General features: G+C 47.2%; 15 protein-coding genes and 1 riboswitch. Of the genes, 8 read left to right on the top strand and 7 right to left on the bottom strand.

Annotated elements, in window-relative coordinates:
• Positions 1-23 precede the first annotated feature (23 nt).
• Positions 24-992, bottom strand: a complete 969-nt coding sequence (locus tag KNQ14_RS14905; RefSeq protein ID WP_214861572.1) for a Gfo/Idh/MocA family oxidoreductase — start codon at positions 990-992, stop codon at positions 24-26.
• A 57-nt stretch (positions 993-1,049) separates the two neighbouring features.
• Here KNQ14_RS14905 and KNQ14_RS14900 point away from each other — a divergent pair, with 57 nt between their 5' ends.
• From KNQ14_RS14900 to KNQ14_RS14890, 3 genes are all read left to right on the top strand, one after another.
• Positions 1,050-1,316, top strand: coding sequence for a DUF5327 family protein (locus KNQ14_RS14900; protein WP_058265458.1), 267 nt, complete (start codon positions 1,050-1,052; stop codon positions 1,314-1,316).
• 60 nt (positions 1,317-1,376) lie between these two features.
• Positions 1,377-2,027, top strand: a complete 651-nt coding sequence (locus tag KNQ14_RS14895) for an SDR family NAD(P)-dependent oxidoreductase (RefSeq protein ID WP_214858671.1) — start codon at positions 1,377-1,379, stop codon at positions 2,025-2,027.
• A 90-nt stretch (positions 2,028-2,117) separates the two neighbouring features.
• Positions 2,118-2,813 carry a thermonuclease family protein gene (locus KNQ14_RS14890; protein ID WP_251138420.1) on the top strand — a complete coding sequence of 232 codons (696 nt, stop codon included), beginning with the start codon at positions 2,118-2,120 and terminating at the stop codon, positions 2,811-2,813.
• A 41-nt stretch (positions 2,814-2,854) separates the two neighbouring features.
• Here KNQ14_RS14890 and KNQ14_RS14885 read toward each other — a convergent pair whose 3' ends face one another.
• The 4 genes from KNQ14_RS14885 to KNQ14_RS14870 form a co-directional block, all read right to left on the bottom strand.
• On the bottom strand, positions 2,855-3,832 hold the full coding sequence (locus tag KNQ14_RS14885) for a cation diffusion facilitator family transporter (RefSeq protein WP_214861568.1): 978 nt from the start codon (positions 3,830-3,832) through the stop codon (positions 2,855-2,857).
• A gap of 32 nt (positions 3,833-3,864) precedes the next feature.
• Complete coding sequence (locus tag KNQ14_RS14880) at positions 3,865-4,650, bottom strand: glucose 1-dehydrogenase (protein ID WP_214858674.1); 786 nt, start codon at positions 4,648-4,650, stop codon at positions 3,865-3,867.
• 17 nt (positions 4,651-4,667) lie between these two features.
• On the bottom strand, positions 4,668-5,519 hold the full coding sequence (locus KNQ14_RS14875) for a GRP family sugar transporter (protein WP_214858795.1): 852 nt from the start codon (positions 5,517-5,519) through the stop codon (positions 4,668-4,670).
• 141 nt (positions 5,520-5,660) lie between these two features.
• Positions 5,661-7,289, bottom strand: a complete 1,629-nt coding sequence (locus KNQ14_RS14870) for an ABC1 kinase family protein (protein ID WP_058265463.1) — start codon at positions 7,287-7,289, stop codon at positions 5,661-5,663.
• Positions 7,290-7,454: 165 nt separating this feature from the next.
• On the opposite strand from KNQ14_RS14870, the gene KNQ14_RS14865 reads away from it, so the two are divergent.
• Positions 7,455-8,060 (top strand): trimeric intracellular cation channel family protein, encoded by a 606-nt coding sequence (locus tag KNQ14_RS14865; protein ID WP_214861566.1) that lies wholly within the window; start codon positions 7,455-7,457, stop codon positions 8,058-8,060.
• Between the two features lie 2 nt (positions 8,061-8,062).
• The gene (locus KNQ14_RS14860) at positions 8,063-8,431 is read left to right on the top strand and encodes a DUF423 domain-containing protein (RefSeq protein ID WP_023466753.1); all 369 of its coding nucleotides are present in this window, start codon (positions 8,063-8,065) and stop codon (positions 8,429-8,431) included.
• 97 nt (positions 8,432-8,528) lie between these two features.
• On the opposite strand, the gene KNQ14_RS14855 is transcribed toward KNQ14_RS14860, so the two are convergent.
• Together KNQ14_RS14855 and hemQ are read right to left on the bottom strand one after the other, a co-directional pair.
• Complete coding sequence (locus KNQ14_RS14855; RefSeq protein ID WP_023466754.1) at positions 8,529-8,678, bottom strand: hypothetical protein; 150 nt, start codon at positions 8,676-8,678, stop codon at positions 8,529-8,531.
• A gap of 103 nt (positions 8,679-8,781) precedes the next feature.
• Positions 8,782-9,558, bottom strand: coding sequence for a hydrogen peroxide-dependent heme synthase (gene hemQ / locus KNQ14_RS14850; RefSeq protein ID WP_214858675.1), 777 nt, complete (start codon positions 9,556-9,558; stop codon positions 8,782-8,784).
• 344 nt (positions 9,559-9,902) lie between these two features.
• On the opposite strand from hemQ, the gene pta reads away from it, so the two are divergent.
• The 3 genes from pta (at position 9,903) to KNQ14_RS14835 (ending at position 13,017) form a co-directional block, all read left to right on the top strand.
• A complete protein-coding gene (gene pta, locus KNQ14_RS14845; RefSeq protein ID WP_055969917.1) occupies positions 9,903-10,889 on the top strand; it encodes a phosphate acetyltransferase in 987 nt (328 codons plus the stop codon).
• Positions 10,890-10,959: 70 nt separating this feature from the next.
• Positions 10,960-11,059: riboswitch (purine riboswitch) on the top strand.
• Between the two features lie 75 nt (positions 11,060-11,134).
• Complete coding sequence (locus KNQ14_RS14840; RefSeq protein ID WP_023466757.1) at positions 11,135-11,719, top strand: xanthine phosphoribosyltransferase; 585 nt, start codon at positions 11,135-11,137, stop codon at positions 11,717-11,719.
• Positions 11,716-13,017, top strand: coding sequence for a nucleobase:cation symporter-2 family protein (locus KNQ14_RS14835; RefSeq protein WP_214861563.1), 1,302 nt, complete (start codon positions 11,716-11,718; stop codon positions 13,015-13,017). Before KNQ14_RS14840 ends, KNQ14_RS14835 begins: the two co-directional genes overlap by 4 nt.
• Positions 13,018-13,168: the final 151 nt, after the last annotated feature.

Raw genomic sequence — 13,168 nt, 5'->3', positions numbered from 1 at the left:
CCCCTGTTCGTCTGAATGGATAGTTAGTCTACTTCTATCCATGTACCCGATTTTGCACTTTTTTGAGCACGATCAATGATTTTCATGACGAGTTCAGCCTGTTTCGGAGAGACAGGTGGGGTTGTTCGCTGTCGAATGGCTGGGGCGAGGTCTGTATAATAATCCCCAAATTGCCCGGAGACAAAAGAAAAGTCTTCAAGGGGACCGTTTGCTTCAGCCAATTGATACGTCGCGCGTTTCGTATCGACTTCATCGACGAAATAGCTAGCCTTTGTCCCATGTACCATTAGCGAAGGACCAACAGCCGGAACGATGGAACCGATGTGTAAAATAGCGCGTCGTGTACCGAATGCTAAAATCAGATGTGTATAGTCATCAACGATCCCACCTTGCCGTTGAATCGTTTGGTCACAAAAGACGCGATCCGGAATTTCATCGAAGGCGACGAGTGCTTGATCGATCAAGTGTGATCCAAGATCGTACAAGAGACCAGCACCGGGTACGTCCTGTTCGCGCCAACGATCCTCAACGTCTGGGCGATAGCGATCATAATGCGCTTCAAACGTTTGGAGGGTGCCGAGACGTCCGGATTCGAGTAAGGTCATCAGCGTTCGAAAGTCCTTCGTATACCGACGATTATGATAAACTGTCAGTAACCGATCGTGTACACGTGCTAGTTCTGTCAACGTTTCGGCTTCTTCGAGCGTGACAGTGAACGGTTTCTCGACGAGTACATCACAGCCCGATAGCAAAGCGAGGCGCGCAAGTGGATAATGTAGCTCATTTGCTGTCGCGATGACGACTAAATCGATCTGTTCTTTAGCGAGCAGGGCTTCAAGTGTCGAATAAACAGGTAGCGTCGCGTCATAAGCAGCGACTGCTTCCGGACGACTCGACTGAACAGCGACTAACTGATAATCAGGTGCGTGTAAATAAGGAGCATGTAAATGTTCACCGGCAATACCAAAACCAACTAAAGCGGTACGAATCATGGAAAACACATCCTTTTCAAGTTCATACCCTCAATCTACCATAAGGAGGAATACAAGATGATTACGGAACAACACATCATCGAAAAGATGCGTCAAGCGATGCAACGCATTGAGCAAACGACAGGAGCCGCGCAGAAAGAGCAGATTGCAGCAATGAAGGCGTACTGTGAACTATTACTTGAATCTGAGGCGACATCAAGTTCAACGATATCGCTACCTACGTCAACACCTCAGGCAACACCAACAGTCGATCCGATGTTAGCGCGTTTCATGGGTGTTTCGCAGGAGAAAGAAGAAAAAGGCACTTCATTGCTCGATTTTTGAATGAAATGACGCGATTCAGGGAATAACCATCACAGTTGAAACGAGAAGGGGAGATACGTCATGAAAACAGTAATCGTCATCGGAGCAGGACCAGGAAACGGATATGAAATCAGTAAACGATTCGGACAAGAAGGCTTTCAAGTCGTTTGTGCGGCGCGGACGCAAGAAACACTCGCAGCCGTCATCACGGAACTAAAAGAAGCGGGCGTGGAAGCGGTCGGAGTGGAATGTGATGCTTCACGAAAAGCTGATATCGCATCCCTCATCGAATGGACAGAGGAGCAATACGGACAAGTTGATGTCTTAGTCTACAATGCTTCGATTTTACATCAAGCGTCTGTCCTTGAAGTCTCGGCAGAACAGATTACGAAAGAGTTCGAAATCGACGTGCTCGGTGCACTGCATGCCGCACAACTCGTTGCTCCGTCGATGCAAAAACGGAAAGACGGCGCTATCCTGATTACTGGAGGCGGCGCTGCGATGCAAGCGATCAAATCGCTACCAGGACTTTCAATCGGGAAGGCAGGCGTTCGCCAAGTGACGCATATGTTACACGATACGTTGAAGGAAGACGGTGTCTACGTCGGAACCGTCACGATTGCCGGGGAAGTGAAGCGTGGAACGGCACTTGATCCGAAAAATGTAGCGGAAGCGTTCTATCAACTGTATACGAACCGAAATGAAGTCGAAACGGTTCTTTCAGCAGACTAACGAATAAACAAGATAGCGTATGCGGGTTCGGACTTTGACCGAATCCGTATTTTCATGGAAAGGAGCGAAACAGAAGTGAGACGATACACCATGATAAGTCTACTTTTTCTATTCGTTCTCATCGGTTGTGCACCAGAAGAAACTGACTTGCTTGGCATCAAGCAACCCGATGACGAAAAAATCACGAAGGCGACGGTTGAACGCGTCATCGATGGGGATACGTTAAAAGTGAAGTTGGAGGATGGGAAAACGGAGGACGTTCGTCTACTCCTTGTCGATACACCAGAAACCGTCAAACCGGATACACCGGTTCAACCGTATGGAACGGAAGCTTCAGCATTTACGAAAGAGACCTTACCGAGCGGGACGGCTATTCGGTTGGAGCGTGATCATTCCCGGACTGATCGATATGGAAGATTACTCGCATACGTCTGGTACGGCGATAAGATGTTGAATCAGGAGTTACTTCGAAAAGGACTCGCACGTGTAGCGTTCGTCTATGAGCCGGACACACGTTATGTCGATATGTTCGAACAGATTGAACAGGAAGCCAAGCAGGCGAAGAAAAAGATTTGGGAGCACGATGGCTACGTTACGAATCGTGGCTTCGACGCTCAAGCGATTACAGAAACGAAATCCTGCGACATCAAAGGCAACGTCAATCGGTCGGGTAAAAAAATCTACCATGTACCGGGAGGTCAGTCCTACGATGAAGTGAAGCCAGAGCAACGGTTCTGTACGGAAAAAGAAGCAGAAGAAGCCGGATTCGTCCGCGCTGCACGCTAATGAATGCACACAAAAAGCCATCGGAATCGATGGCTTTTTGTTTACTCTACAGGTGGTGAGGGGGATTGATACTGCTGTACTTTATCATCTTCATCAAAGGAAATCGTGACATCGGTGATCCCTTTAAGAATTCGGATTTGAAGTTCAAGCCGGTCCTTGATGTCGTCCGCTTGGGCAATCGTTAAGTTAGGATCCACTTCAATCTCTGTCTCGACATGGAAGTGATCCCCTTCCTTGATGACTTCAAGCTTTTCAATATCACGAACCGCTTCATCACGTAATAGGATTTCACCGATTTTAGCAGTCAATACTTCATCAATCTCACCGAGTGCACCGGCAGCATTTTGAATAAAAACATTATAAACGACGTAGAACATCATCAGACCAATTAAAATCGATGCAATGCCCTCTGCTTGATAAAACGATGTATAATGCGAAATCAGAACGGCGATGATTGCGATGATACCACCAAGAGTCGCAACAAGGTCTTCCATGAAGACAAGCCGTGTCGCTGGTTTTGCTTGCGCAAGATGGGTGAAGCTTTGTCCGACAAGCGTCAATCCTCGGGATTTGAGTCCGGTTTCATGAGCAATCTCGATCATTGCTTTATAAAAGACACCGACTTCGAGGACGACACCAATTCCAAGTGCTGTCAAAATGATCCAAAGCCCAGTCGTCTCTTCGCCAGGACCGTGTGCGATATGCAAGATGCCTTCCCGAATCGTCTCATACGCAAGCAACGCAACGACGATGATTGCAGCAAGTAACACGAGGTTAACAAGGCGACCGAATCCGTTCGGGAATCGTTTCGTTGGTGCTTTTTTACTTAGAGCAGAACCGATATAGACGAAAAACTGATTCGCCGCGTCACCGATCGTATGCATCATTTCAGCAAACATTGCAACGTTCCCAGTCAAGATATAAGCGACGAACTTGATGATAGCAATGATTGTGTTGACGATTGCAGCAGCAAGTGCTGACTTATTGCCGCGACGGATCAATGAGAAAAAAGTGGTCATGAGCGGTTCTCTCCTTGTCTATTCAAAATAGGTTAACCGCGTCCTGCCTGGAACGACGGATAAAGTGTCATCCCGCCGTCCGCAAAGAGTGTGATACCTGTGACATAACTTGCTTCGTCCGACGCAAGCCATGCGGCAACGGCTGAAATTTCCTCAGGTTTTCCGATATTGCCCATTGGAATCATGCTCTCGACTTCTTTTCGTTGTTCCGGATCTTCGAATTTTTCAGCGTTGATCGGTGTATTAATCGCACCAGGTCCAATCGCATTGACCCGGATGCCTTTTGGTGCATATTCCATCGCCAGGGTTTGTGTCATCAATTTGACGCCACCTTTACTTGCAGCGTAGTGAACGAACGTCGGCCATGGGATGATTTCATGAACACTTGATAGATTGATGATACTACCTTTGACATCGTGTTCGACGAAATATTTCAGTGCTTCACGCGCACCGAGGAATGCACCTGTTAAGTTGACGTCGATGACTTTTTGCCAATCTTCAAGCGACATCTCGTGTGAAGGAGATGGCATTTCTACTCCAGCATTGTTAACGAAAACGTCCAATTTACCAAAATGATCAACAGTCTCTTTAACGAGGTTGATCATATCGTCTTCTTTTGAGACATCCCCTTGAATCGTAATGGCTTCGCCGCCCTGTTCTTGAATCGATTCTGCGATTTTTTTTGCTTCTTCCGGATGACTGCGATAGTTGATGACGACACGCATACCTTCTTCTGCATAACGACGAACGATAGCCTCACCGATTCCCATTGACCCACCTGTTACGATGGCTACTTTTCCTTTTAAACTCTCATACATGATGCTTCACTCCTTCATTATTGTTTCGTAAATCCAATCATGATTCCGCCAGCAACAACTAAAATACAACCGATGATGACGAACGTCATCTCTTTCTTCGTTTTTGATTCTTTCAGTAAGAGGACACCGCCAATCGTTGAGATGACGACTCCTGTTTGAGATAAGGAGAAACTCGTTGCGACACCGACTTTTGCCGTCGCAAATAATAAAGCGACGTTCCCGACAGCCCACATGAGTCCACCGATAGTATTGCCAGCTGTTTTCTTCGTGAAGAGATCTCCTTCTCGTAAAGAAAGAAGAATCGCACTCACGACCATCCCAATCGCTTGTGGTAGGACTGCTTCCCATCCATTGATATCGAACCAACGGGCAATGACGACGTAGCCGACATACCCGACAGTCGAGATGAGGAGGAGCGTCAGTCCTTTTCCGATATTCTCATCTTCTTTGCTCTTATCTTCCTTGTAAGACGTGAAAGCTGCTCCGGCAATGATCAATACAAGGGCACTGATTCCGAGAATCAACGCAGTTGTCGTTGACCATTCTCCAAAAGCAAGAACACCAAACAACGATGTTCCGACGAGTTGCATCCCTGTTGAGATGGGCATCGTCTTTGAGACACCCATTTGCCGGAATGCGGCAAATTGATTTTTTTGACCGAGCGCCCAGAAGGCACCAGAAAAGAACCCAGCGACCCAAGCAGTCGTCGACATCTCTGGGCTGACAAAAAAGAAGGTAACGATCGCGAAAAGCAACGCACCCAGAGTCGTACCGATAATTTGTTGCGCCGTTGAGCCTCCGATTTTTGAGACGACGAGCGGCAACGATCCCCACATTAATGCAGGAACGATGGCAATTAAAATATCAATCAAGTGTTTCACCTCTCCTTACTATTATCTCTCTACTTGAAGCTGTACCCCGCGAGACGCGAGGAAAAACCTCGAAGCGCGAAGAAAAATTATTCTGAAATAAAAAACGCCCATCGAAATGGACGTTTACTGATATTTCGTTTATCGGAACGGTTCGTCAGCAATCCGGACAATTTGTCGTCCGATCCGTCGACCATTCCATAAAGCGATGACGGCGATCGTCAAAGAAATCCCCATGACGTCATACTGCGTAAAATAATAACCGAGATAGCTAAAGGGAAGGCTGATGATTCCGACGAGTGAACTCGTCCACTGGCGAATTTTGAGTGACTCGATATTCGCGACGCGAGAAAACTTTTGTTGTTCCATGATCCGCCAACGTGTCGGTTCGCTGAGTGCATCATTGACAAGGCGCGGGAAGGCGAGCAATCGCGCACCGTAAGAGCCGGCAATCTGGAGGTAACGGTTTTGGTTTTTCCCTTCGTCGTCGAGCCAACGTCGAACCATTGGTTTGGCTAGTTCCAGCAGATTGATTTGTGGTGAAAGAATCTGGAGGATTCCAAGAATCGTCGAGGCAGCACGACCAAAGAACGCAAACTCTGCAGGGAGCTGAATCGGTTCGTTTCGGACGAGCAATTCGATATCGGATAAGACCTTCTCAATCAGTTTCGTATCGACGTTTTCCATATCACTCTCGAGATAGAATGTGACCGCTTTTTCAATCGCTTGTCGAATGTTTTGCTTATTTGCATTCGGTAATAAGAACCGTAAATCCTCGAGACCATCAACGATCGCATCGTAATCCAAGGTGACGAAGGACTGAAGAATTCGCTGAATCGCTCGCATGTCATCAGGCGTCGTCGCTCCAATCATCCCAAAATCAAGCAAGACGATTTTGCCGTCAGACTGGACGAGGACGTTGCCCGGGTGTGGGTCGGCGTGAAATTTCCCGCCGAACAGTAATTGCTCCCCAGCGTTCAAGAAGAGATTACGCGCTAGTTCGTCACGATCAATCTGATGTTCCGCTAAATAATCAAGATCGGTGATACGTGTCCCGTCAATCCATTCCATGACGAGCACCCGATTCGTACAATGTTCTTCATAATAACTCGGGATATAGATGACAGGATTCGTCTCATACATCTTTTTAAAGTAGAGACCGTTTTTTAATTCAGTTCGATAATTCAATTCATCACCGATGACAAAGACCATTTGGCGATATAAGCTTTGCAAATCAGTCGATTTGTTTAATGACGTTCGGCGCAACATGGCAATGACGATACGCATGGCACGAAAATCGGTTTTGATGATTTGTTCGATGTTCGGTCGCTGAACTTTGATCGCAACTTTTTTACCATTTGATTTTAAGGTTCCGCTGTACACCTCACCAATCGAGGCAGAAGCGACAGGACGGGAACTGATATCCGAGATGATCTCTTCGATCGGCATACCCCAATCCTCTTCGATGATCTTACGTGACTCTCCAAGTTTACTTGAAGGAACTTTATCGACGAGTTCGGTCAGTTCCATCAAGACGGATGGAGGAAATAGATCGGCTCGAATCGACAAGAACTGACCGAGCTTGATCAGTAACCCTTCTAACCGTAATGCTTTTTTCTTATAGTCACGCGCAATCCGGATCATGATGCGCTCAAACTCTTCGTTGTTCGTACCTGGCCGGTTTTTCCGGGTGAATCGATAGATCGTAAAGATGTAACGTGCGAACATCGTCACGATGACGACGATGCGATAAAGCGCCCAACGTTTCATACGGTCACCTAGCTTCCTGTACAGTTTGTTTCAGTATAGGTTACTTTACCTAAAAACGTCACTCGCAAACGGTCGAAACGGTGACAGAAAATTAATGCTTTACGGAAACTAAAAAGAGAGTATAGTAAGTATTGGAATTTCTTTGTAGAAAGGTGAAATGTGCGCATGTCCTGGGACTTATTGAATATCATCGGCACGGTCGCTTTTGCGATGAGTGGTGCGATTGTTGCGATGGAAGAAAAATATGATTTATTCGGTGTCTGGTTACTTGCTTTGATCACAGCATTCGGCGGTGGTGCTATTCGTAATTTACTGATTGGTGTACCGGTATCGGCTCTCTGGTCGCAAGGTGGTCTCTTTTTAGTCGCGATTCTCGTTGCGTTGTTGATCTTCGTGTTACCCCAGTTGTTCTTGCCGCACTGGACACGTTGGGGCGTCCTCGCGGATGCGCTCGGATTGTCTGCGTTTGCGATTCAAGGTGCTTTGATGGCGACAGCAAAAGGACTGCCATTGTCAGCAACGATTTCAGCTGCTGTGCTGACTGGTGTTGGTGGTGGAGTGATTCGCGATTTACTCGCTGGTCGGAAACCACTCGTCTTGCATAAAGAGATCTATGCGATGTGGGCCGTCATGGCAGCACTCGTGATTGATCGTTTCCAATTGACGAATCCTCTACATTTGTTCACATTGCTCGGACTCATCACCGTTTTACGTATGCTATCGTATTATTATGAATGGAATTTACCAGCACGACGGTTAGGGGGAGAATAAGCATGAAAGTTTTCATTATGATTGGCGCGATCTCGATGATGTTATCGGTCGCACTAGGTGCATTCGGTGCACACGCCTTAAAAGATATGTTGACGGAACGGATGCTCGCGAACTGGCAGACAGGCGTACTTTACCAGATGGTACACTCGCTCGGTATTCTAGCACTCGGGGGACTCTTATTAAAAGCATCGATCCCGCAATGGTCGTTGGCTGCATGGCTGATGCTTGCCGGAATCGTCTTCTTCTCCGGTAGTCTGTACGTCATGGCATTGACGAATGTAACAAAACTGGGTGCCATCACACCGATTGGTGGCGTCTTGTTCATCGCAGCATGGATCTTTGTCGCAATTGGTGCCTACAAAGGACTATGATGATTGACCGTTTTTCTTCCGTCATGGAGAAGAACGGTCTTTTTTTGTATGAAAAACGCCTACTCGCGATGGAGTAGGCGTAAGTATCAAAACGAGTTCATCGTTTTGTCGTTTGTGTTTTGTTTAGCTTCGATAATGCTTGCTCATAGCGATCCAGTACACGATCTGCAACCGGTTTCAGCTCTTTTGAAAGCACAGCGAATTGCAATTCACGCGATCGTGTCGATCGGTTCATAGCATTCCCCATGGTAATTCCTCCTTACGTAATCAACCTACTATTTTATAGCCTGTTTTGTAGCCGCAAGGAGTATATTCCCATGAGATATTTCAATCAAACGTCATTCAACACATTAAAGTGCAAAATGAGTACTTAATTGTTCACTTTCGAGACGGTTCCCGATGAAGAACTCACCAAACTCACCGTACTTCGCGCTGACTTCGTCAAAACGCATTTCATAGACGATTTTCTTGAACTGGAGAATGTCGTCTGAGAAGAGCGTGACGCCCCATTCCCAATCGTCAAATCCAGTTGATCCACCGATGATTTGCTGAATTTTCCCAGCATAACTCCGACCAATCATACCATGACGATACATGAGCTCTTTACGTTTCTCCATTGAGAGCGTGTACCAGTTGTCGCCATCGCGACGCGACTTGCTCATCGGGTAGAAGCAGATGTGCTTCGCTTGCGGCAAGATTGGATAGAGACGATCACGCACGTAAGGGTTCTCGTATGGGTTTCCTTCGCCTGAACCACGGTACGTACCGAGTTCGACGACAGAAACGTAAGAATACGTCGGGATCAAGTAATCATAGAGATCGAGTTTTTGCATTTTGACTTCGACGTCTTGGATTTGTTCCATCGTTGGACGAAGAACCATCAAGACGAGATCGGCTTTTTGACCGATGATCGTGTAAAGTGCGTGGCTTCCGTCTTTTGTCGCTTCGACACCAGAAAGCTCTGAGAGGAAGGCTTGGAACTCTTCAATCATGCGCGCGCGGTCTGTTGCGTCGACTTGTTTTAAGCGTGACCAATCGATCCGGCGGAAATCATGTAATGTATACCAGCCGTCGAGTGTTTCAGCGGCTTGTTGCGTAGCAGTCGGTTCAGATGTTTGATGTTGCATGGGATGACCTCCTGAGTCTGAAATAAGTTGTCTTTTTCCATATCCTATCTTATCACATTCTATTGAAACGCTTCGCCCGAAAAGGTCTTTGTCCATGAGATCGTAACACATGAAAAAAGCAGAGAGTGGGTAAAAGGGGAAGTGGAGATTACGTTGCTTGGAAATAGTCTCTGTACCATTCTTGAAAATGACTGTAATAGTCGGTGAATATGGCTTCAGTGCTTTTGTTAGATAACTTTTTTGCAAATTGTTTTAACAACGATTGAGAACTGTGTATAATAAACGATGGAAAAGAAAATCGATCAAATCGACGACGTCGTGTTTACCTAAAAGGAGAGAAACTCATGCAATTATTCGATATGTTAGAACAAAAGATTAAAGCGCACCAACCGAAAATCGTCTTCCCAGAAGGAATTGACGCGCGTGTTCTTGGCGCAGCTGTCCGTTTGAAGAAAGACGGTCTCGTCACACCGATCGTCATCGGACCACGTGTACAAATCGAAGAAACAGCAGCAGCGAACGGAATCGATGTCACGGGACTCGATACGATCGATCCTGCTTCTTACGCTGGAATTGATGAGCTCGTCGCATCGTTCGTTGAGCGTCGTAAAGGGAAAGCAACAGAAGAGCAAGCACGTGCTGTCATCTTAAAAGACGTGAACACGTTCGGTACGATGCTCGTTCACACAGGACAAGCAGAAGGTCTTGTATCGGGTGCGATGCACGCAACAGGCGATACAGTTCGTCCAGCACTTCAAATCATCAAAATGCAAGAAGGCTATAAAAAAACATCAGGCGTCTTCATTATGGTACGTGACGATGAGCAATACGTCTTCGCGGACTGCGCAATCAACATCGCACCAGATGCGAACGATCTAGCAGAGAATGCGATCGCATCTGCGAAAACAGCAAAAACATTCGGGATCGACCCTAAAGTAGCATTGCTCAGCTTCTCGACAAAAGGTTCAGCAAAATCACCAGAGACAGAGCGCGTCGTTGAAGCAACTCGCATTGCTAAAGAACGTGCACCAGAGCTTGCAATCGATGGCGAACTCCAATTCGATGCAGCATTCGTTCCAAGCGTCGCGAAATCAAAAGCACCAGAATCAGATGTCGCAGGTCAAGCGAACGTCTTCATCTTCCCAAGTCTTGAAGCTGGAAACATTGGCTACAAAATCGCACAACGTCTTGGTGGATTCGAAGCAATCGGTCCGATCCTTCAAGGTTTGAACAAACCGGTCAACGATCTTTCACGCGGTTGTAACGAAGAAGATGTCTACAAACTTGCGATCATCACGGCAGCGCAAGCAGTCGAAGAACGCCAAGCCTAAGCACGGTGTGAAAAAGTCTTTACTTTTTCGCTAAACCCCGTACAATGGTAAACATCACGAAAATCACGAAACGTAAACGTATAGCAACGCTCGTATAATAGTGGGAATTGGCCCACGAGTCTCTACCGGATCGCCGTAACGGTCCGACTACGGGTGGTGAGTTACTGCTCTCTTTTTTGGCGTACAGTGGCTGCCCCCGGGTAGCGGCTGTACGTTTTTTCGTTTTTAAAGAGGAGAATGCATGTATGAAACGTCTACACGACATGATTAATCAAGAGGGAATCGTCTTATCGGATCAAGTATTGAAAGTGGATGCCTTTTTAAATCACCAGGTCGACCCGACCTTGATGTGGGAAATCGCCTATGAGTTCATGGATCGCTTCCAAGATGCCGGTATCACGCGGATTTTGACGATCGAAGCGGGTGGTATTGCCCCGGCAATGATGACGGCGCTCCGTTTAGGGGTACCAATGGTCTATGCTCGTAAGACGAAATCCGTCACCTTGAATGAAGGAACGATTTCAGCTGAAGTCTTCTCGTTTACGAAACAACAGACGAGTACGATTACGGTTGCAGAAAAATACCTACAACCGGGTGAACGTGTCTTGATCATCGACGATTTCCTCGCGAACGGGGAAGCGGCATTTGGTCTTGCTCGTCTTGTTGAGCAGGCAGGTGCGGAAGTTGCCGGTTTTGGAATCGTCATTGAAAAGTCGTTCCAACCGGGACGTCAAAAGTTAATCGAAGCCGGGTTCCGCGTCGAGTCACTCGCTCGTGTGGAGTCGTTGAAGGACGGAAAAGCGACGTTCGTTGACTCGGTGACCGTATGAGACTATCGAACTTCAAAGCCGCTAGTCTCGGACTTCAGCATGTGCTTGCGATGTACACAGGAGCAGCTGTCGTTCCGCTGATCGTTGGTAGTGCGATCGGATTGTCGGGAGAAGAACTTGCTTATTTAGTTGCGATTGATCTCTTCATGTGTGGCGTAGCGACCTTACTACAAGTGCTCGTCACGAAATATACAGGCGTCGGTCTTCCGGTCGTCCTCGGTTGTACCTTCACCGCAGTCGGTCCGATGATCGCGATCGGTAGTCTTCAAGGGATCACGGCGATTTATGGTGCGTTGATTGCGAGTGGGTTGATCATTCTCGTCATCTCAGGCTGGTTTAGTAAGATTGCCGTCCTGTTCCCGCCAGTCGTCCTCGGTTCTGTCGTGACGATCATTGGGATTTCCTTGATTCCGGCTGCAATCAATGACATCGGAGGCGGACAGGGCGTAAAGGACTTTGGTGACGCACGTTATCTCGGACTCGCTGGACTGACGATCGTCTTGATTTTAATCTTGAATCGTTACGGAACGGTCTTCTCAAAAGCAGCAGCCGTCTTGATTGCTGTGATGATCAGTACACTCGTTGCGTTTGGCATGGGGATGATCGACTTCAGTCCGGTGGCGGAAGCGTCATGGTTCCAAATGGTGACGCCATTCTACTTCGGTGTTCCGACATTCAATGCGACGGCGATCTTGACGATGACGCTCGTTGGTCTCGTCTCGATGGTTGAATCGACAGGTGTGTTCTTGACACTTGGTGAGATCACGGATCGCCGTTTGACGGATAAAGACCTAGCACGTGGCTACCGGGCAGAGGGTGTCGCGACGATCGTTGGCGGTATCTTTAATAGTTTCCCGTATACGACCTATAGCCAAAACGTCGGTCTAGTTCAGTTGACTGGCGTGAAGACACGTAAAGTCATTTTATTTGCGGGCGGATTTTTAATCTTGCTCGGCTTCTTACCAAAAGTGGCGACGTTCACGACGTTGATTCCAAAACCTGTCCTAGGTGGGGCGATGTTGATCATGTTCGGAACGGTCGCAGCGAGCGGGATTCGTATTCTGTCGCGGGTGGATTTCTCGAAGAATGAACACGTCATCACGGTGGCACTTGCCCTCGGAATTGGTCTAGGAATCAGTATGAATCCTGAGATCGTAGCCGATCTCCCGTCACAAATCCGTGTCTTGACGGATAGCCCGATCGTCGCAGGGTCACTAACGGCATTATTGCTAAATGGAATCTTCCGATTGACGAGTAAGTCGGAGTCACCGGATGTACCACTTGCTAAAGTTGAATAACAATTGTAACTTTCCGAAAGGAGCCATCCTGTATACTACATAGTAGCAGGTGGTTCCTTTTTTATACTGCTAACGTAATCAGAATATTCCGAGTATGTGGATTTAGTAAGAAATATACATTGAAAACGTTTACAAAATCGACACATCTTCT

Source organism: Exiguobacterium sp. s161, from assembly GCF_018619045.1.
In the GTDB taxonomy this organism is placed as follows: Bacteria; Bacillota; Bacilli; order Exiguobacteriales; family Exiguobacteriaceae; genus Exiguobacterium_A; species Exiguobacterium_A indicum.
Note: the sequence above shows the minus strand (reverse complement) of the source record. Positions and strands in the feature narration are given on the sequence as shown.

Bases quoted from the DNA above. Each gene is read 5' to 3' on its own strand.
- KNQ14_RS14870 (WP_058265463.1), bottom strand. From the start codon at position 7,289: ATGAAACGTTGGGCGCTTTATCGCATCGTCGTCATCGTGACGATGTTC.
- KNQ14_RS14900 (WP_058265458.1), top strand. From the start codon at position 1,050: ATGATTACGGAACAACACATCATCGAAAAGATGCGTCAAGCGATGCAA.
- KNQ14_RS14855 (WP_023466754.1), bottom strand. From the start codon at position 8,678: ATGGGGAATGCTATGAACCGATCGACACGATCGCGTGAATTGCAATTC.
- KNQ14_RS14865 (WP_214861566.1), top strand. From the start codon at position 7,455: ATGTCCTGGGACTTATTGAATATCATCGGCACGGTCGCTTTTGCGATG.
- KNQ14_RS14895 (WP_214858671.1), top strand. From the start codon at position 1,377: ATGAAAACAGTAATCGTCATCGGAGCAGGACCAGGAAACGGATATGAA.
- KNQ14_RS14885 (WP_214861568.1), bottom strand. From the start codon at position 3,832: ATGACCACTTTTTTCTCATTGATCCGTCGCGGCAATAAGTCAGCACTT.
- KNQ14_RS14890 (WP_251138420.1), top strand. From the start codon at position 2,118: ATGATAAGTCTACTTTTTCTATTCGTTCTCATCGGTTGTGCACCAGAA.
- KNQ14_RS14905 (WP_214861572.1), bottom strand. From the start codon at position 992: ATGATTCGTACCGCTTTAGTTGGTTTTGGTATTGCCGGTGAACATTTA.
- KNQ14_RS14880 (WP_214858674.1), bottom strand. From the start codon at position 4,650: ATGTATGAGAGTTTAAAAGGAAAAGTAGCCATCGTAACAGGTGGGTCA.
- KNQ14_RS14840 (WP_023466757.1), top strand. From the start codon at position 11,135: ATGAAACGTCTACACGACATGATTAATCAAGAGGGAATCGTCTTATCG.
- hemQ (WP_214858675.1), bottom strand. From the start codon at position 9,558: ATGCAACATCAAACATCTGAACCGACTGCTACGCAACAAGCCGCTGAA.
- KNQ14_RS14835 (WP_214861563.1), top strand. From the start codon at position 11,716: ATGAGACTATCGAACTTCAAAGCCGCTAGTCTCGGACTTCAGCATGTG.
- KNQ14_RS14860 (WP_023466753.1), top strand. From the start codon at position 8,063: ATGAAAGTTTTCATTATGATTGGCGCGATCTCGATGATGTTATCGGTC.
- pta (WP_055969917.1), top strand. From the start codon at position 9,903: ATGCAATTATTCGATATGTTAGAACAAAAGATTAAAGCGCACCAACCG.